This window comes from Acetobacter syzygii, assembly GCF_000964225.1.
Classification (GTDB): Bacteria; Pseudomonadota; Alphaproteobacteria; order Acetobacterales; family Acetobacteraceae; genus Acetobacter; species Acetobacter syzygii.
Window position 1 is genome coordinate 162,510 of the sequence record NZ_BAMZ01000027.1, and the last position, 20,028, is coordinate 182,537.

Below are 20,028 nucleotides of genomic sequence, written 5' to 3' on the forward strand. Positions count from 1 at the left end.
GAATAGACGCTTGTTCATACCGTATTTCGGGAGCAGTCAATGCCCACTATTAGCCCATTTGCAGGCAAACCAGTCGACCCAGATCGCCTTGTCAATATCGACGTCCTGCTCGATGCTTATTATACTCATAAGCCTGATCCAGCTTTGGCAACGCAGTGTGTAGCGTTTGGCACATCGGGTCATCGAGGATCTTCTTTAACGACCAGTTTTAATGAAAATCATATTCTATCGATCAGTCAGGCGATTGCTGATTACCGCAAAGGAGCTGGTATTACCGGGCCGCTGTTTATAGGCATTGATACCCATGCTCTGTCACGACCGGCGCTGAACTCTGCGTTGGAAGTATTCGCGGCAAATGGGGTTGAAGTCCGCATTGATGCTCAGGATGGTTATACTCCTACGCCTGTTATTTCCCACGCAATCCTGACTTATAACAGCAATCGCACGAATGATCTGGCTGATGGTGTGGTTATTACACCATCGCATAATCCTCCGGAAGATGGCGGATACAAGTATAATCCTCCTCATGGTGGCCCGGCGGATACTGATATTACTAAAGTCGTGGAAAGTGCAGCTAACACTTACATGGTCCGGAGCATGGAAGGTGTAAAGCGTATCAGCCTTGCAGAGGCATTGAAGGCACCTACCACCAAACGCTATGATTACATTACCCCATATGTGAATGATTTGGCTGCCGTGGTGGATATGGATGTTATCCGTGAATCCGGTATTTCCATTGGTATCGACCCCCTTGGTGGTGCCGCAGTGGATTACTGGCAGCCTATTATCGACAAATATGGCATTAATGCCACGATTGTCAGCAAGGAAGTGGATCCGACTTTTCGCTTTATGACGGCTGATTGGGACGGAAAGATCCGTATGGATTGTTCATCTCCGTATGCGATGGCCCGTTTGGTCAAGATGAAAGACAAGTTCGACATTGCCTTTGCGAATGATACGGATGCCGACCGCCATGGTATTGTGTCAGGCCAGTATGGGCTTATGAACCCCAATCATTATCTAGCTGTTGCCATTGAATATCTGTTCAATAACCGTGAACATTGGAGCGTTGGTGCGTCCGTTGGCAAAACGGTGGTCAGTAGCAGTATGATCGATCGCGTAGCTGAGGAAATTGGTCGTAAGTTGGTGGAAGTGCCTGTCGGCTTCAAATGGTTCGTTGAAGGTTTGTACAACGGCACATTGGGGTTTGGTGGAGAAGAAAGCGCAGGTGCATCTTTCCTGCGCCGTGCGGGCACGGTGTGGAGCACGGACAAGGACGGTATTATCCTTGGTTTGTTAGCTGCGGAGATGACGGCTCGTACCAAGCGTACCCCTGGAGCCGCGTATGAAGATATGACCAGACGCCTTGGTACGCCATATTACGCACGGATTGATGCTCCGGCCGACCCGGAGCAGAAAGCTATTCTGAAAAACCTATCTCCTGAACAGATTGGTATGTCTGAACTGGCTGGTGAGCCGATTATTGACACTTTAACCAATGCGCCGGGCAATGGTGCGGCCATTGGTGGGTTGAAAGTTTCAGCCAGAAATGGCTGGTTTGCTGCGCGCCCTTCTGGCACGGAAAATGTCTATAAAATCTATGCTGAAAGCTTCAAGAGCGAAGCTCATCTCAAGGTGATTCAAACTGAAGCGCAAGATGCGATTTCCGCCTTGTTTGCCAAGATGGTAAAGCAGAAGACAGGCTGATTTTGATTTAACTTTCCTTGCTCTATCATGCCAGCAGGGATTGGCTTCACGCTTCCATTTTTCAGATTATGAAAAATGGAAGCATAAAATTAATATTTATTGGGAATGACTACGCTCTTTTCTGAAATATTTTGAGGCGTGTGAGTAAAGCGTAGTGATCAATTAAAGAAGCTTTTCCACACGATCCTGTAAGCGGCCAAGCCAGATACGTCCTGCCACGCCGATTTTCCAAAATGCATGGGCAGGAATGGGCTGCACAGGTGTAATGGGAAAAAGCGGCTCTGCTTTATTTTGTAACCACAAGGCAATTTCCCGCCCCATTACGGTTGCCAAAGCAACGCCCCGGCCATTGTAGCCCAACACAGACAGAAAACCGGGTGCTGGTTCATGCCAGTGCGGGTAGTGGTCAAGTGTTATGGCGAGTTGGCCATTCCATCCATGGGTCCATTGTACGCTTTTAAGTTCTGGCCACATTGCGCAGGCTCGGTCAACGAGGTGTGGAAAACTGGCAGCGTTGTGCGCTGGATGAGAATAGGAACGCCCTCCCATAAGAAAACGACCGGATGTATCAACCCGGTAATATGTAGTAATCTGCCCAAGTTCGTATAGAACTTCGTGTTGTGCAAGAATACGTTGGCGCAAGGACTGAGGGAGAGGTTCTGTTGCGACAATGCTGCTATAGACGGGCACAATGGAACGGCGCAGTTTGTTCCACAATGTTCCAGTATATCCGTTGGTGGCCATAACGACTTTTTTGGCGATAACACTGCCATGTCGGGTATTAATAAGCCATTTTCCGTTTGATTGACTGACGGATATAACATGGCTGTTTGCGTAAATACGCGCTCCTTCATTTATGGCGGCAGTTGCTAACCCTTGTGTGTAAGCTAATGGGTCCAGTTGCCCTCCACGCATGTCCAGCATCCCGCCGGGATATAGGGAGGTGCCTGTGCGTTCGTGCATGGCATTGGCATCCAGCCACTGGACGGAACCACCACGCAGGCTACATTGTTCCATCAAGCTTTTCAAAGATGCTAATTGCGAGGTGGCTGTTGCTGCCCGAATGGTGCCGCCGCGTTTGGCGTTGCACTTCAAACTATAATGAGTGATCAAATCAAACACGAGATCTGGTGCATTCCAGGCCAGGTTGACCAATCTGGTTCCACGTTCAGGGCCAAAATCGGCTTCAACCTCGTCAGGTGTCGGTTTGAGGCCAGGGTTAACCTGCCCGCCATTGCGGCCAGAAGCACCATAGCCGGGCGTATGGCTTTCTAATACAACGGTGGAAACACCCTCGCGTGCCAGATGGAGGGCTGTGGAAATACCGGTAAGCCCTCCTCCTATAATGGCAACATCGGCATATGTCTGTTTGCAGAGATAAGGCCATGTTGGTGTGGGAGTATCATCTGTCTCGTAAAGACTTCCAATATCGGACATCCATTACTCCTCGGCTGGCAAGCCATATGGGTTCAATGTCGGTTTAGAAAGCGCCACAATTACCGACAAAAGGTTTGTGTGCGAATCTATCTTTTATCCAGTTGATCTGATCCTGAACGGACTGGGTCATTGTAGGGTCATGATCAAGGCCTGGGTAGAGGTGGAAAAAAAGCGAAACTCCATTTTTGCAGCTTTTAACAGCAGTCTTGCGCACACCCTCTGGCGGGACGGAAGTATCTCCACCACCGGTCAGGACCATCATTGGTCCTTGTACAGGGCTGGTGCCAATTTCATTTTCTGCCAGCATTCTGCGGACAACGGGAAGATTGGTCCAGCCTGGTTGCATGATCTGGGATGATGTTTGGCTGGAGTAAGCTGCATATCCCGCGTACCAGCAGCCAGAAGAGGCTATAAGTGGGTAATGTTCGTATCCTGCAGGGGTAAGGGCCGTATGTACATCAAAAGTCGGATAACGTGCCTGTAAGCCAAAGGCCACCATAGGGAAATAAAAAGGTGCTCCTTTTTCTTTGGGAAGAGGATCTATGAAATCCAGCATATTGATTGTGCCGGAAACAGAAACTGTTCCAAGATAATGCTTGTTTTTTGCCTCTTTTTCCAATTCCGCCACACTCCAGGAGGCCATGCCTCCTTGTGAGTGACCATCAGATACCCAGTCTTTGGCAAGCTGCGGGAATGCTGATTGTGCTGCGGCTACCGCGTAAATAACATCATACGCTTGGGCTAGCTTGTTCATATACTGGTGTGCGCCTGATGTGCCTAAGCCGTGGTAGTCTGTTGCAACAACTGCAAGACCAGATTTTGGAAATTCAAAAAGTCCTTCATTACCATAATATAGATTTTTCATGCGTGATGGTGCACAGGATTGAGCTACGCCGCTTGTACCATGTGCCCATGCGACAAGCGGCCATCCACCAGATGGTTGTGTTCCTGTAGGCAGCAAAACAACGGCTGAAGATATAACGTCCTGCTTTTCAGCATCAAGAGAGTGATAAAGTATGCGCCATGCGATAATTCCATCTGGAAGAGTATAGTTATTTGCCCGTTCTATACGAATTACGGCTCCCGGCCATGTTTGATTGTTTTGTACAGAGAGCGGTGATGTGTAAAAAGGTGAATCAGGCAAAGTCGTCTGATGCTCGTAAGCAAGAGCATCCGAAATATTTGTGAAAAGATGACTTTGTGCCATGCTTGGTATATAAATGGCGAGAGATGTGGTAAGACTGACTGTTGTGTACAGGGAAAGTTTTTTGAATATATCAATTGTTTTTATAAATGAAAAATTCATTTTTCAGGCTCCAGGTTGATATGTTTTTTGGAGAATATTATTAAATAACTGCAGTTTATTTTTATATGTTTTTAGTAATTATTTTTCAAATAAAGTAATTTTCTTATTTTAAAAATATCTTCAAGTATCATTGGATGAGAAAAATTTTTCACAGATAAATGGTTCTGTCAACGATATTTTTCATATTTATGAAATAAATTCCTCACATTGGGGAGGTATGCCGAGTAATGACGTATCTCCCGGTTGTTCACAGGAATTGAGATGCAAAAAGAAAAGATGTGCTCCATGAATCTGGACAAAATTTCATATTTATGAAATGTATATTATCTGAATCAAGGAATGTACAAGATCATGAATTTACTGAGCCTGAGTATGGGTGCGCGTTTGCGTGCGCGTAGAAAGAGCATGGGGTTGTCACTTAAAGATGTGGCAGAACGTGCCGGGGTTTCGGTTGGTTATCTTAGCCAGATCGAGAGAGATATATCCTCGCCATCAGTGAAGGATCTAATGGAGATTTCACGCAGTCTGGGAGCTTCAGCAAGCAGTTTTTTTGAGGCTGCTACGCAAGATGCCGTGGATTCGTTTGTGGTTCGGCAAGCACAGAGAAAAATAACTTTTTTTGAAAATGGTCTTACAAAACAAAAACTCTCTCCTTCTGCCCATGATGGTATGACCATGTCTATGGTCGTGATTGAACCTGGAGGAGGTTCAGGGGAGGTGCTTTATACGCATGACGGTATGGAAGCTGGTCTGGTCATCAACGGCCAGTTAACATTAGTAATGGAAGATGAGGTTTCTGTACTGAATGAGGGTGATAGCTTCCAGTTTTCTAGCCAGAGACCTCACCGATTTTACAATAGTTTTGCTGATGTGACCCGGGTTATCTGGGTCAATGTAGGGGCAAAAAACAAAGCCGACAAAGGCGTCTTCTAATGTTGGGTGATAGATGCAGCAGAATGCGATTCAAGGCTTAAGCTTCTATAAGCTGCTCCACGGTGAGGTATCATGGCAAAAGACGTTGTTTTGCTGTTGGACGGCGCATAGCTCGAGCCGTTGTGGGAGCGTAGTTCGGAGCAAGCGCTCGTTCCCATAATCAGCAACATGGCGAGTAATCTCATGAAATGGCGATCCTAGATCGGAAGAACGCAGAAGATACCCAACATATAACATTACGAAATCAGAACAACAATGTGTTTGAACTGATATGCAAGGTTATGATGAATTAAATTTTTAGGAGTTGCCTTAATTTTAGGTCTGAGATTGTACCCGTAAAAAACTTTGCAGGCAGAAATGTTATTTGCGATACGCATTATACGCAGGCGTGCAGTGGGGGGGAGGCAGCCACTGCACTGGATGTCAGTTTAGAATATCTCTGTCATGAATATTCAGGATAATGTTTTCCTAGACTTTTCCATAACCAATAATCGCTTTGATCTCGAGATATTCAGCAATACCAAAGTCGCTGCATTCACGCCCATTGCCTGATTGCCCGTACCCGCCAAAAGGAGCTTTGACGGTCCACGCCGCTCCATTGATGTTGACGTTACCAGCACGCAGGCGACGTGCTACCGAACGTGCGTGTTCAAGATCGTTAGATTGGACGTAGGCAGCCAAACCATATTCCGTGTTGTTGGCAAGCTGGATTGCGTGTTCTTCGTCATCATAACCGATGATGGAAAGAACAGGGCCAAAAATTTCCTCCTGAGCAATGGTCATATCTGGTGTTACATGTCCAAAGACTGTGGGTTTAACGTAATAACCACATTCCAGGCCGGTTGGTTTGCCTTCTCCTCCCGCTGCAAGTACAGCGCCTTCTGCTATGCCGATATTAATGAGTTTTTGAATACGTTCAAACTGTTTGGCGCTGACAACTGGTCCCAGCTCCGTCATTTCGTCTGCGGGGTTGCCGAGCCTGAAGCCTGCTGCGGTGCGGGCTGCAATATCCATGGCTTCTGCCATACGTGCGTGGGGTACCAACATGCGGGTAGGAGCATCACATGATTGTCCCGAGTTGCTGAAGCAACCTTTGACACCGCGTTGCACGGCATCTTCAAAGTTGGCATCAACTAAGATAATATTGGCGGATTTTCCGCCAAGTTCCTGCTGCACACGTTTGATGGTGCTGGCTGCGGCACGTGCAACTGCTGCGCCTGCTCGCGTAGAACCGGTAATAGAGACCATGTCCACATCTGGGTGTGCGGCTAGCACTTCGCCAACGTTTGGGCCGTTGCCGTTGATCATGTTGTAAACACCAGCGGGTACACCGGCTTCATGTAGAATTTGGGTGAATACAAGAGCGCTGAGCGGTGCTTCTTCACTGGGTTTGAGAATGGTTGTGCACCCTGCCGCCAAGGCTGGAATTACCTTGCAGGCAATCTGGTTCATAGGCCAGTTCCATGGTGTAATCAGCGCGGCCACGCCTATTGGCTCACGTGTGATCAAAAGGTCATCTCGGGGTTCGTCAAAAACAAAAGTGCGTAATGCCTCAATGGTCTCTGCTGTATGCGCCATGCCAGCCCATGTCTGACTGTCACGCGCCCGGCTGATAGGAGACCCCATTTCCGTGGAAATGGCCTGAGCCATATCCTCTGCTCTCAGGCGGTAGATATCCAGAATACGTTCAAGTAGCGCGAGACGTTCTTCTCTGCTGGTCTTGGACCATGTGGAAAAAGCAGATCGTGCAGCCGAGACTGCATGGTCTACATCCTGCGAGGTTCCCATAGCAATCTGTGCACAAGAGGCTTCAGTCGCGGGATTGATGACATCAATGAGACAGGGCTCCGCAGGAGCGATCCATGCGCCATTAATATAGAATTTTTGAGAGTGTGCGGAAAACGACATTGTCATCATTGTCTCCTGAAGTGTCTCTAAGCAGGTCAGTCTGGCTGTTGATCACGTAGTATGTGCGATAGGCGGGGGCGCTTCCCGGGAATGACGACAAAAGCTGCTATGCTGATTATAGCCAGACCAGCCGCACCCAAAAGCAGTTCTTTTCGTGTGTCAGGTAAGGCAAGCATGGAAAGAATGACCAGAGTTAGCAACACAAGTGCAAGCCATGGCCGCCATAATGCAATGCGGCATACACGCATACGAGAGAAAACCATAAGTCCGTTATTGAACATGATAATCGCCCCCGTGGTTGATACCAGGAAGGCAAACACGGATCCGGGCGAAACAACAGCGCAGATTGACACTACAAGCGCAGCCAGAGAGCAGGCGAGAACCGAGATAACCGGCAGACGGGTTTTGGGTTGTGTGCGCAGGAAGTAGCGTGGCGCATCTCTTCTGCCAGCCATTTCGAACAGTACGCGGGAGGTTGTGTATAATCCAGAGTTGAGTGTTGAGAGTGTGGCAACCAGAATGACCAGTGTCATGGCTGATGTGGCAAAGGGAATATGGAATGTCTGCAAGACATAAAGGAAAGGGGATTCCCCCTGCCTGATATGAGTCCATGGTACCAGGCACAGGATAAGAGCTATAGAGAGTAGATAAAAAACGACCAATCGGAATGCCACAGTGCGCGTTGTGCGTATGACATTGGCGTCCGGTGCACCAGATTCCAGTGCTGCAATGGTTGCGATTTCCGTTCCGGACATGGAGAACAGCGCGGTTGGTACTGCTGCCAGAACGCCGGTAAGACCGTGTGGGAGTAGACTGCCGCTGGCCATCAGGTTTGCCTGAACAGGAACATTATAATGGTAGAGCAACACAAAGCTGACACCGATAAACACGGTCAGGGCAAGGATTTTGATACAGGAAAATCCATATTCAAATTCGCCGTAATTTCGGACCGGGAGCAGGTTGAGTGCTGTCATGCTGCCCAAAACCAGAATTTCGCGCACAGCATATGGTAGCGGCACCCATGGTTCCAGTAGTGTTGCTGCGGCCATGACCTCAATAGCTAACGTGACGACCCAGAGTAACCAGTAAGACCACCCGGCAACAAAACCTAGCCGGAGCCCAAGATTGGTTCGAATCTGGTTAAGAAACGAACCAGATCCGGGGGCATGCAACGCGACATCGCGGAGGAGTAGATTGATGAGCAACACCAGTATAGCGGACAAGGCATAGGAAAACAGGACAGCCGGGCCAGCCGTGACAATTGCGCCAGAGGCTCCAACAAAAAGACCGGCGCCCATGACTCCTCCAAGAGAAATCATTGCGATATGTCGCCCCGCCAGACTTGTAGCGAGGGGGGGATGAGGATTTTGCCGACTCTCATTGTGTTGAGAGGTTTTGGGTGCAGACGTGGGGGAAGTGTGAGGAGGAGATGTCATGCTGCTGTTCCATTTGGAGCAGAGGCGTGATGGATGAGTGAGCCCGAAGTGTAACAGACTTCTGTAAGAGACAAAAACTTGCTGTAAGCACAAAGCAGAAGCACGCGGGTTTTCCTTCTCTACCTCAGGTTTTGCCTCGTCCGCAGAGGGAGGCTGTCAGGGTATTTCATGAGTATGAATAACTGCTGTTTTTGCTATATTGTCCGGTGCACCATCATACGGTTTAAAAGAGTGTTTGGGATATAAATATGCAAAGAGGAATATTCTAAGACTCTTTATTCTATCTTCAATGAATTTGAATCATTCAGAAAAATGATTCTTATCATGAAAGGCCTCCAGAATATTTTCAGGTCGTGTGCAAAGCGTGCCTGTGGCGGTGTCAAACAGTGTATTGAAGCAACCCTCTTATTGTCCATTCAAGAGGAAACGTAGGGCATATTTAGAAATCGCTGATGTGAAGAGTCATATTTCATCACATGATGTTTGTAAGATTCTAATGATTGTTGAGGTCTGTGAAGGTGCTGGAGGGTACGGTGACAGCATGACTGTGTTGGGAATGATATTTTCACATATATGAATTTATGTCCACAACAATTCATTGATAAAATGCAATGATATAAGCTGCATGGCATCCAAGGATTTGATGTAAGTTATTGTTTTCATGTAATAAATATTAAATCACCTTGTTATTACATCATTGGGTGTTCTATTTTTTATGAGTGCGAAGAGGGTGAAATCTTATCTGGCTGTATCTTATACGCCACAGCTTTGATGGGTATAGGCATTAAGATTGCGGGTTTTTATGCCGGTACCATGGATCTGTCAGCGCTGATCTGAGGGGATGTTGGTTGTTGCTTATTGGCAACAAGTTGAGGGGAATTGAATGCCGTAAGTTCTTTTTTGAATGGCTTATGAAAGGTAGTTTTTCATTTTTCATTGAAAATAAAATGTATTTTTAAAAATATGTATGAGATTTATGCTTGATTTATATGTGTTTGTTGCGGGATGAGAATGAGATAGGGTTGTCTCAACATTCATCAGAATCAAACAAAGGGGCACCGTATGCTGCCAGTCTGCGTCAATCGTTTTCTGTTCCTATTGGCGTCTTCTTCTGCGCTGCTCTCTGTTCAGTGGGCAGTGCATGCCAATGCTGCGGAAACCGATATGGGGGGTGTGTCTCCTCATCATACGTCAGCCACAGCCAAACATTCTGGTAAAGCTACGGCCGTTGGTGCGCACGCAGCAAAACCGCGCAAGGTTTCGACTAAGGCGCTGCAGGGTAAAGGGGAAGAAGTTCTGGTTTCCCACACCCGTCGTGCGATTTCGCATAACAGTGAAAACGTTATCGGGCGGAAGGAACTGGATCAGCAGGTGCCCGGTCAGAACATCCTCAAAGCGGTTGGGCAGTTGCCGGGCGTAAGCTATAGCTCCACAGATCCGCTGGGGATCGATACGTGGGGTGCGAGTGTTTATGTCCGTGGGTTCTTTCAGAACCAGCTTGGTGTTACGCTCGACGGCGTGCCGCTCAATGACCAGACGTACACCACCACGAACGGTTTGAATATTGCGAACGCCTGGATCTCTGATGATATTTCCAGAGTCAGTGTGTCGCAGGGGGGGGGATCGTTGGATGTGGCTTCCAATACCAACCTTGGCGGCGCCATGCAGTTCTATACGTCAGACCCCAAGGAGAAGGCCGGTGCAACGGTTTCTCAGGGGTTTGGCAGCTATGCCATGAAGCGTACGTACGTGCGTGTGGATAGCGGTAAGCTGAACAGCAGTGGCACGCGTTTTTATGTTGCGTATTCGCGGGACTTTGAAAAGAAATACGATGGTCCGTCCCCGAGCTTCATGCAGCAGGTAAACGCCAAGCTGGTGCAGCCGATAGGCGATAAAAGCAAGATCAGCGCGTTTTTTAACTGGAATAACGCTGAAGTTTACGGATATCTGGATAAGTCTCTGGGGTCATTGGCTAAATATGGCTGGCGTCAGGAGTTGATGTACCCGAACTACGCGAAAGCCTTCAATTATGCTGCCGGGAATTACCCGTCTGGCTGGGATGATCTGGTCAGTGGTAATTATACGCAGCTGTATGATGCTGGTCAGTCCACTCAGGATTATATCGGAGGAATCAACTTCGATATGGCTCTGAACGACAATCTGCGCTGGCAGTCTGTTCTGTATGCACATCGCGATATTTCTAACGCAACCTACAGTGCGCCTGGGGTCTGTTCGCCCGGGACCAGTTTGCCTGGAACCTGTGCAGCCGATGGTTCGGACAACGGCAGCTATGTTGAGGGGCAGGTTCCTCTTTCCGAGCAGGTATGGATGAACCGTGAAATGCGCGAAGGCTTCACGTCTGCGCTGGATTACAAGATTGGCCGCCACAATATTAATGTTGGTATTTGGTACGAACATAATAATTCGACTGCCAGCACGGGCTACTTTAACGAACCACAGCTAGGGCAGGGGTCTCCGCTGGTCACAACTGGTCCGTACGATGTGTATGGTGCAGAGTTTGCAAAAGGCTGGGCCTATCGCTGGCACACTAATACATTCCAGTTTCATGCCATGGATCGGTGGCGTATTCTGGATAACCTGACTGCAACATACGGTTTCAAATCCACGGTGCAGCAGACAGGTGGTGGCAATATAGCATGGGACCCCACGGGTAATTATTCCGGCCTGAACGCGCAGGGGCCAAAAGGTTCCATTACATCCGCTGCGGGGTTCCTGCCATCAGTCAACCTCGACTGGCGTTTTCTGCCGGGGCATGAACTATATTTTGACTTTGCGGAAAATATGCGGCCCTTCAACGCATCTTCCTATGCCAGTGCAACGTCTCCTGGTCCATGGATGTTGCAGGATCAGGCCGCTTTCCGTGCTGCAAAAAAGGGTCTGACTCCCGAGCGTGACTTTACGTATGTTCTTGGTTACCGTTATTCTTCACGGTTTATCACGGCTGGTGTGGATGGTTACCACTCTGATAACCATAACCGTCTGATTTCTGGTGCAACTGGTATTGGGGGTGCGGATCAGGGGGCATCACTGCTCAATACCCGACGAGCCTCCCAGTGGGGTGTGGATGGTGTTGTTACGCTTGTTCCAATTCATGGTCTCGCGATTACCAACTCGGTCAGCTATAACCACTTTACTTATGGGCACAACCTTCCGATCTGCAACGCAACGGATGATGATGGTAACTGCACGGGCTATGGTAACCTGAAGGGTAAAAAAATGGCTGGCTATCCGTCGGTCATGTATAAAGCCAACATCAGCTACACGTGGCATGGGGCTTCTACCTGGATGGATGTAAACTACTACTCCAAGCGCCAGTATTCGCTCCTGAACGACACACATGTTCCAGCTTACTGGCTTGCCAACCTTGGCGCCAGCTATGACTTTGGGGATGTGGGGCCGCTGAAGGGCGTCAAAGCATCCTTCATGGTTTACAACCTCTTTAACGCCAAGTACATCGCCATGATGGGCGAAAACGGCTTCCCTGCTACGGGTGACATGCAGTCCCTCGAACGTGGTGCTGTTCGCGAATACTTCGGCACCATCAAGGCATCTTACTAATAGAAAAAAGCGCTGGCCAGCTTGTTCTGGCCAGCGCGCAGGGTGTGGTGGAAAGGAATGAAAAATATGCGCCGCTTTGGCCATAGATGCCAGAACAAGGCATTTGCCTTCTTTACTTTTTTGCTCTGCTCAGGAGGCGCCGCTCTGGCCGCTCCTGCTACACCACCACTGACTGCCGAAACGAGTGATGTTGCTACACTCCCTCATTTTTCTGATCATTGGGCATTGATCGCGACCAATAACGTTGCTTTCACATTGTACGATGGTGATAAAGGGACAATCCTTGGCACCGTTCCCGCAAAAATGATTGATAATATTAACATTTCTTCTGACAGAGCGAAAATTTATGCTGCGGTCAGCATGTGGTCACGGGAAGATCATGGTACGCGGGAGGATTTTTTACAGGAGTATGATGCACAACATCTTTCTCTGGAACATGAGATTGATTTACCTCCCCGTGCTCTTGCTGTTTTCAAGCAGCAGAATTTGGAATTAAGTGCGGATGGTCAGTGGGCGTATATTTTTAATATGAGCCCAGCAACCGGGGTTTCCATTGTAGATCTACATGACCGGAAAGTTGTCCGCACGGTGGATACGCCGGGTTGTGCGCTTATTTTTCCATGGGCACATGGTGGGTTTTCTTCCCTGTGCGGTAATGGATCGCTGACCAATGTGGCTTTTGACGGAAAAAAGGCGCAGGTTACCCAAACAAAATCGTTTTTTGATGCCGATACAGATCCTGTTTTTGAGCAAAGTCAGGTGGACCGGCATACGGGGCAGGCTCTGTTTGTGACATACACAGGTATGGTCTATCCAGCGACCCTGTCGGCACAACCGGTGCTTGGTCAACCGTGGTCTTTGCAAGAGGCCGCATCCCAACCCAAGGCTGGTACTGGTGTGCAGGAACTGGCCTGGCGGCCTGGCGGTAAACAGCCGTTTTTCTGGCATAAGGCTGATAATCGCCTGTATGTGTTGATGCATACGGGAACGTACTGGACCCATAAACAGGATGGGACGGAAGTCTGGGTTTATGATGTTGTGCAGCATCGGTTGCTGCAGCGGATTGCTTTGCCAGGCCCGACAGCCAGTATTGCGGTTAGCCCTGATACCAAGCATCCATTGCTGTTTGCTGTGCAGCCATCTGGCAAGCTGTTTATTCTTTCTGCTGAAAGTGGAGAGGTGACAAAAACGATTGAGGCAAGGGTGGCTGGTTTTCTTGTGGTTCCCACTCCGTAATTCTGTGAAGAAAATATAGTTTTGAAAATGTGCCCTCTGGCAAAGATGAAAGGCAGCTTCGGTCATGCGTGTTCCTCTTTTTGACCGTGTAACAGAAACTTTTACACGCCATCTGGCCTCGCATTCTCCGCGCCGTCAGTTTCTGGCTCGGTTTTCAACCCTTGTTGCTGGTTCGGGGGCCTTTCCACTTTTGCCAGTACAGCGTGCACAAGCGGAAAGCCGGACCGTTCCGCCTGTTCAACCCAACATAGCTTCCGACTTTGATCGCCTTGCACAGTCAACCGATCCAACAAAGTGCAATTATTGGCGCCATTGTGCTATTGATGGAGTCTTGTGTGGCTGCTGCGGTGGTGGTGTGCATACATGTCCGCCGGGAACTCAGCCGTCTCCCGTTTCATGGATTGGCACCTGTCGTAATCCATCGGATGGACGACAATATGTTATTGCCTACAGGGATTGTTGTGGCAGAACAACGTGTGCGTCCACGCCTGATTGTCATTGCAATACTGCTGATCGGGAAATGCCGATATATCGACCTCAGGCTAGCAATGATATTATCTGGTGTTTTGGTACAACATCGACTGCTTACCATTGTTCTACAGCAGCTATTGTTGGTCAGGCCTGAAGATGTTCAGGCAGGCGGTCTATAACCGTTCGAAGCGGAGAGCCGTGCAGATTCTTGCTTGTGCAGTCTTCACGATGATATTTGCAAATATGCTGTTGCCGCTGCAGAACGTGCGTGCCGAGAGTGGAAGGGATGAAGGAGCTTTTTCTCCCCCCCGTTTGCATTATCTACTGAATTGCGCTGGTTGCCATGGTTTGGAAGGTCATTCGAGCAAAACACTGGTGCCTGATCTTTTAGATCAAGCTGGATTTTTTTTATGTTCTCCAGATGGACGGGACTACATCATACGTTTACCTAATGTGGCATTTGTCAAATTACCATCCCTGCAGTTGGCTGATCTTATGAACTATGTGGTTTTTACGCTGGGTAAAAAGAGCGTACCGCCTGGTGCTAAGCCTTATACGGCTGCGGAAGTGGACAATTTACGCAAACGTTCATTCCATGATTACAGCTTGCAGGCCTACAGAAAGGCAGTCGTAGAGTCAGTGTTACGTGCCTGTCCCGCAGCGGTTGGCAAGCTTCAGGTTTACGGTGTCGCGCTGGATCAAAAGGAAGTGGCCAATATGGGTGGCGGTTCTCCTTCATATTGAAGGAGAATATGTAGATGAGAAACTGAATGTTTTTTAAAAAAATAATTCTGAATATTGGTATTTGCACAGGTTTTCTGGCTGGTGAAGTCTCTTTGAGTGTCGTGTCTGCTGGCGCACATGAATGGGATATGCCTGCCCATTTTCATGTTGTTAACAACGGGTTTGATTACACACGACGAGATATCATGATCCCCATGCGAGATGGGGTAAAGCTGCATACAGTTATTTTGCTTCCTAAAAATGTGCGTAGTGCTCCTATTTTGCTGACACGTACTCCATATGATGCCGATCAGATGGCGCATAACCAGCATAGTAGCCATATGGATGTGGCACTTTATGGTTATGACAACATGTCTGATGTGGTTACGGAAGGTGGCTACATTAGAGTTTTGCAGGATGTGCGGGGCAAGTATGGCTCTGGAGGTGACTATGTCATGCAAAAGCCACTTGCCGCACCTAAGCCTGGTGGAACAGATGAATCAACAGATGCTTACGATACAATAGACTGGCTGGTTAAAAACCTCCCTCAATCCAATGGTCGTGTGGGTCTTCTCGGTATTTCCTACGATGGCTTTCTGGTGCTTATGGGGCTTGTGAATCCGCATCCCGCCCTGAAGGTTGCTGTGCCTATGAATGCTATGGTGGATGGTTGGCGTGGGGATGACTGGTTTCACAATGGGGCATTCCGTGAGCAGATGCTTCCTTACCTGTATGAGCAGGGGGCGACGCACGCTAATTCGGAAATATGGTGGTCCGCGCATTACGATGATTATGATACCTATATGAACGCTGGATCCGCAGGGGGTGTGGGTAATGCGCGGGGTATGCAGCAGATCGGTTTTTATAGGAATCTTCTGGCTCATCCTGCTTATGATAACTTCTGGCAGGCTCAGGCGGTGGATAAAATTATGGCCCGCCAATCCGTGCACGTTCCAACAATGCTAGTACATAGTTTGTGGGATCAGGAAGACATTTACGGTACCATGGCAACATATTACGCCATGAAACCACATGACAGCCAAGGAGACATGCTGCATCTGGTCATAGGGCCATGGTTCCATGGGGGAGAAATCAGGAAGGGTGCGCAACTAGGCACAATAGAATTCGGGAGTGATACCGGAGTTTATTTTCGGCAGCAGATTCTGGCTCCTTTTCTGGCCTCTGCTCTTTGGGGGAAGTCCGCTCAGACACCGCCTGTTGTCGCTTTTGTAACGGGAGAAAACCGTTGGGAGAGTTTACCAGCGTGGCCTCTGGTTAATCTGGATAGTCCCCCGAAAACTGCAGATATGACTGCGGCGGCTTTAAGGCCTGATCACAAGCTGATCTTCACAAAACAGGTTGGTCCGCTCAATGCTTCAGTTGCATATGTGTCTGATCCTGCCAGACCGGTGCCGTATCGGCACAGACCCATTCTGGCCATGGATGGTGCAGGGTCAACGTGGCACAACTGGCTGGTGGATGACCAGCGCGAAGCATCGGGTAGAACAGACGTAGCGGCTTTTGTCTCAGATGTGTTGCAAGCACCTCTGACGGTGCGTGGACAACCTTATGTGCATCTCAAAGCTGCAATATCGGGAACAGATGTCGATTTTGTGGTGAAGGTGATAGACGTTTACCCGGATGAGGTTGCTGACCAGCCAGAACTGGGAGGGTATCAGCTTATGGTCAGTGCGGATATTTTCCGTGGACGATACAGGAATGGTCTGGCCAAGCCAGAAGCAGTGCCTGCCAATATACCGCAGATGTATAGTTTCTATCTTCCTTTGGCCAATCATACTTTTCTGGAAGGCCACCGCGTTATGGTGCAGGTCCAGTCAAGCTGGTTTCCACTTTACGATCGGAATCCGCAGACTTTTGTGGATAATATTTTTCTGGCTCAACCAGAAGCCTATAAAGCGATGACTGTGCAGCTTTATGAAGATGAAAGTCGGGTGGACCTTCCTGTGGTGAACCGTATGGGCGCAACCCCGTAAAGATTTGAATACATCATGCTTTTCCGGGGTTTCAATTTTTAAAGTCTGGATGGGTATGGGGCTCTGTGTGTTCATAAAATTTCTGTGCAGATAGTGTGTTGTGCCGTTTTGTCTTTCCAGAAAAGTTATAATGCACATTATTGCTCTTGCCAGTCTGGAAGTGTCTGCATAATGTAAGAAAACCGTTTCGAATCCGAAAGAAACAGGCAGCATGTTTTTTCATAATTCTTGTAGAAGTTTTGCGCTTTCCCTTCTAGGGGGCGTTGCAATGGTTTCATTGGGTGGAAGTGCCTTGGCAGCAGACCCCGTTCTGCAGACTGAGCAGAGCGATGTTGTTACGCTTAAGCCCTATACGCCTCATACTATTCTGGTCATGGACTCTGCTGGTACTCATGCCAAAGACGGCCGTGTTTATGTGGTCGATGCTGACCGGGGTGCTCTGTTGGGTATGGTTCAGGCCGCATACAATCCCAATGTAACCATGGTCCCGGATGCCAGCCGCTTTTATGTGGGTGAAACCACATGGGCACATGGTAACCGTGGTGCACGGTATGACCTGCTTGCTGAATATGATGCCCGCACACTCAAGCTGACATCAGACGAAGAGTTACCTGCCCGTGCGCTGATCACACCCAAGCGGAATAGCTTGACTTTGAATGTGGGAGCCACCCGCGCGTATGTTTACCAGATGAGCCCCAGCAATGGGGTAGAAGTGGTGGATACACATGCCCACAAGGTCACCCAGTCGGTGGACCTTCCGGGTTGTGCCTTGACTTATCCTTGGGGCACCAGTGGTTTTTCATCCCTCTGTGCGGATGGAACACTGGCCAATGTGTCCTTGAGTGAGGATGGTAAGGCCAGCATGACACATTCTGCAGTGTTTTTTGCCCCTGACAAAGATGCTGTTTTTGAAAATAGTCCATCTGTTGCCAAAACGGGCGAAGCCTATTTTCTGTCCTACACCGGAAACATCTATCCAGCTCATTTGGGAGCAAATGCCACGGTGGAAGCACCTTGGTCGTTGCAGGTTGGTGCCGGTATGAAGCCCGCGTCCGATGCCTCCGCCCCATTCGAGGTCACATGGCGACCAGGTGGCATTCAGTTGATTGCTCTGCATCAATCGGATCATGAATTATATGTGCTCATGCATCGCGGCACATTCTGGACACATAAGGAAGATGGAACCGAAGTCTGGGTTTATGATGCACAGACACATAAGAGGCTGCGTCGTATTCCGCTCAAAAAGACCAGTAACATGGTGGGGGTAACGCAGGACGATCATCCGCTTATGTTTACAACGGATACAGATGGTGACCTCTTTATCTATGATGCGCAGACAGGACACCTGTTGAGAACTGTTAAAAAGCTCGGTACATCGGTAACCTTTACGATTGCACCTGGAGAAGAATGAGCATGGTTGTGGCCATGCCGTTTATGGAGACCAGCGTGGTATCTTCATTTTTTCTTGGTCTGGCACCAGTCAGTGCCGGCGGGATGGGAAGCCTGTTTGTATTGGCAGGTTTTGCAAAGCTGAAGAATCACGACACGTTTCTGACTTTGTTGGCGGGGTATCGCTTACTGCCAGCTTTTATGCTTGAGCCTATGGCATGGGGCTTGGGTATTGTCGAACTGCTGGCTGGTTTGGCCATAATGTCTGGTCGTTATGTTACGGGCGGGGTTGTGGCCATTGTCGCTATGCTGGTGGTGTTTGCTCTGGCCATGAGTGTTAATATTCTGCGGGGGCGTACCAGCCTTTCATGTGGCTGTACACCGGGAATTACGTCAGAATCTCTTTCGTGGAAGGGAATAGGGCGCACGCTTGCTTATATCCCGCTGGCAATCATGCCTCTTTATGGGCAGCCGATGGCTATGCCATTTATTTGGTGTGCAGGTGTGGTGGCTGGTTTGTGCATCTATCTGTTGTGGTTTGCAGCATACACTTTGCCTAAAGCACAGCCTGCCCTGGGAGGGCGATAACGGATGATGTTAGCGCTTTTTCTCTGGCTTATTGTGTTGAGCGTGTTGGCTATTGGGTTGGTCGTGGTTTTGCTGGCGCTGGCCCGACAAATCGGAGTGCTCCATGAACGGTTAGCTCCACTTGGAGAGCAGCAGAATACCCATACCGGTTTGGAAGTCGGGCAGTTGGTGCCGCGTCTGGTTTTGCATACGCTGGATGGCCTGCCCGTAACAGTAGGCGACACTCTGCCTGTAGGGCGTTTTCAGTTGCTGGTCTTTGTTGCGCCAGAGTGCCCGGTCTGCAAAAGAGTCGTGCCTTTGGCCAAACAGGCGGCGACAGAACGAGGTATGGATCTGCTGTTGGTTGGCGATGGCCCTTTGCCTGAATTAAAAGCAATGGTTGCGGAACGACCAGAAATGCTCGGCTTGCCTCTGTTGACCGGGGTTGAGCTTGGTTTGGTGCTCCAGATCAACAGATTGCCAGCCATGGTTGTACTGGATGACCGCGGAACTATCCGCGCTAAGGATATTGTGAATACACGCCGTCAGATTGAGGGGTTGCTTGATGCCGCAACGGCCAATACCGCTCAGGAGCTGGCGCATACAGGAGTGACTTCTCATGTTGCCGTCTGATAATAAAAATATGAATATGGACAAGACTCTTTTTGATCAGGCGACAGAAGCTGTGCTGCGGCGTTTTGCCGGCCGTTCTTCTCGTCGTGGCATTCTTGCCAGACTGGGTGGATTGGCGGCAGCTGTGCCTCTTTTTCCTCTTTTACCAGTCAGCAGAGCCAGTGCTGCCAGTACGAGTGCCAAGGTTAAAGCACCCACTCCGTTTGCTGCAAAAGCACAAACCAAGGATGAGACAGCCTGCGATTACTGGCGTTATTGCGCTATTGATGGCAATTTGTGCTCCACGTGTGGAGGAGGGATCCATAGTTGTCCGCCAGGAACGGCTCCTTCTCCCACTTCGTGGATTGGTAGCTGCTATAATCCTCAGGATGGCAATTCCTATATGATTGCCTATCGTGATTGCTGTGGTCAGGATTCCTGTAACGAAGTGACATGCTTGAATACAGATGCAGAGCAGCCAGCCTACCGGCCAATGGCTAATAATGACATTATCTGGTGTTTTGGTACGGGAACGTCAGAAATGTATAACTGCTCGACAGCTGCGGTTATTGGCAAGGCAGCATAATTTTTCAGTAAGCTTTTCCTGAAGCCTAATTGCGGGTCATATGTGTCGGGTTATACGGCCCCTGTTTTTGCGCTTCAGGTTTTTTGCTGATGGAAAAACAGGAATAAAGAGATGTTTCTCTATGTCCTGAAATTTGTTTTGAAA

Annotated in this window: 15 protein-coding genes; 11 read left to right on the forward strand and 4 right to left on the reverse strand. The window is 48.9% G+C overall.

Going from position 1 to position 20,028, the window contains the following annotated elements; translation table 11 throughout:
- Positions 1-39 precede the first annotated feature (39 nt).
- Positions 40-1,707 (forward strand): phosphoglucomutase (alpha-D-glucose-1,6-bisphosphate-dependent), encoded by a 1,668-nt coding sequence (gene pgm / locus Absy_RS10445; protein WP_048854685.1) that lies wholly within the window; start codon positions 40-42, stop codon positions 1,705-1,707.
- Between the two features lie 162 nt (positions 1,708-1,869).
- On the opposite strand, the gene Absy_RS10450 is transcribed toward pgm, so the two are convergent.
- On the reverse strand, positions 1,870-3,144 hold the full coding sequence (locus Absy_RS10450; RefSeq protein ID WP_048854686.1) for an NAD(P)/FAD-dependent oxidoreductase: 1,275 nt from the start codon (positions 3,142-3,144) through the stop codon (positions 1,870-1,872).
- Between the two features lie 43 nt (positions 3,145-3,187).
- Positions 3,188-4,450, reverse strand: coding sequence for a lipase family protein (locus tag Absy_RS10455; protein ID WP_245614806.1), 1,263 nt, complete (start codon positions 4,448-4,450; stop codon positions 3,188-3,190).
- Positions 4,451-4,801: 351 nt separating this feature from the next.
- On the opposite strand from Absy_RS10455, the gene Absy_RS10460 reads away from it, so the two are divergent.
- Positions 4,802-5,383 (forward strand): helix-turn-helix domain-containing protein, encoded by a 582-nt coding sequence (locus tag Absy_RS10460; RefSeq protein WP_048854687.1) that lies wholly within the window; start codon positions 4,802-4,804, stop codon positions 5,381-5,383.
- Between the two features lie 468 nt (positions 5,384-5,851).
- Here the strand turns inward: Absy_RS10460 and Absy_RS10465 are convergent, their stop codons facing one another.
- Both Absy_RS10465 and Absy_RS10470 read right to left on the reverse strand, forming a co-directional pair.
- On the reverse strand, positions 5,852-7,291 hold the full coding sequence (locus Absy_RS10465; protein ID WP_048854736.1) for an aldehyde dehydrogenase family protein: 1,440 nt from the start codon (positions 7,289-7,291) through the stop codon (positions 5,852-5,854).
- Between the two features lie 35 nt (positions 7,292-7,326).
- Positions 7,327-8,727 (reverse strand): amino acid permease, encoded by a 1,401-nt coding sequence (locus Absy_RS10470; RefSeq protein ID WP_373852773.1) that lies wholly within the window; start codon positions 8,725-8,727, stop codon positions 7,327-7,329.
- 1,062 nt (positions 8,728-9,789) lie between these two features.
- Here Absy_RS10470 and Absy_RS10475 point away from each other — a divergent pair.
- The 9 genes from Absy_RS10475 (at position 9,790) to mauA (ending at position 19,884) form a co-directional block, all read left to right on the forward strand.
- The gene (locus tag Absy_RS10475; RefSeq protein ID WP_245614808.1) at positions 9,790-12,306 is read left to right on the forward strand and encodes a TonB-dependent receptor; all 2,517 of its coding nucleotides are present in this window, start codon (positions 9,790-9,792) and stop codon (positions 12,304-12,306) included.
- 66 nt (positions 12,307-12,372) lie between these two features.
- A complete protein-coding gene (locus Absy_RS10480; protein ID WP_048854738.1) occupies positions 12,373-13,542 on the forward strand; it encodes an amine dehydrogenase large subunit in 1,170 nt (389 codons plus the stop codon).
- Between the two features lie 64 nt (positions 13,543-13,606).
- Positions 13,607-14,167: a methylamine dehydrogenase light chain gene (locus tag Absy_RS10485; protein WP_084597117.1), complete on the forward strand. Its 561-nt coding sequence runs from the start codon at positions 13,607-13,609 to the stop codon at positions 14,165-14,167.
- A 44-nt stretch (positions 14,168-14,211) separates the two neighbouring features.
- Positions 14,212-14,757: a hypothetical protein gene (locus Absy_RS10490; RefSeq protein WP_245614809.1), complete on the forward strand. Its 546-nt coding sequence runs from the start codon at positions 14,212-14,214 to the stop codon at positions 14,755-14,757.
- A 128-nt stretch (positions 14,758-14,885) separates the two neighbouring features.
- Positions 14,886-16,730 (forward strand): CocE/NonD family hydrolase, encoded by a 1,845-nt coding sequence (locus Absy_RS10495; RefSeq protein ID WP_245614810.1) that lies wholly within the window; start codon positions 14,886-14,888, stop codon positions 16,728-16,730.
- 211 nt (positions 16,731-16,941) lie between these two features.
- A complete protein-coding gene (locus tag Absy_RS10500; RefSeq protein WP_048854691.1) occupies positions 16,942-18,141 on the forward strand; it encodes an amine dehydrogenase large subunit in 1,200 nt (399 codons plus the stop codon).
- Complete coding sequence (locus Absy_RS10505) at positions 18,138-18,707, forward strand: MauE/DoxX family redox-associated membrane protein (RefSeq protein ID WP_245614812.1); 570 nt, start codon at positions 18,138-18,140, stop codon at positions 18,705-18,707. Before Absy_RS10500 ends, Absy_RS10505 begins: the two co-directional genes overlap by 4 nt.
- A gap of 3 nt (positions 18,708-18,710) precedes the next feature.
- The gene (locus Absy_RS10510; RefSeq protein WP_048854692.1) at positions 18,711-19,319 is read left to right on the forward strand and encodes a thioredoxin domain-containing protein; all 609 of its coding nucleotides are present in this window, start codon (positions 18,711-18,713) and stop codon (positions 19,317-19,319) included.
- Positions 19,306-19,884 carry a methylamine dehydrogenase (amicyanin) small subunit gene (mauA, locus tag Absy_RS10515; RefSeq protein WP_048854693.1) on the forward strand — a complete coding sequence of 193 codons (579 nt, stop codon included), beginning with the start codon at positions 19,306-19,308 and terminating at the stop codon, positions 19,882-19,884. The genes Absy_RS10510 and mauA overlap by 14 nt, the downstream gene beginning before the upstream one ends.
- Positions 19,885-20,028: the final 144 nt, after the last annotated feature.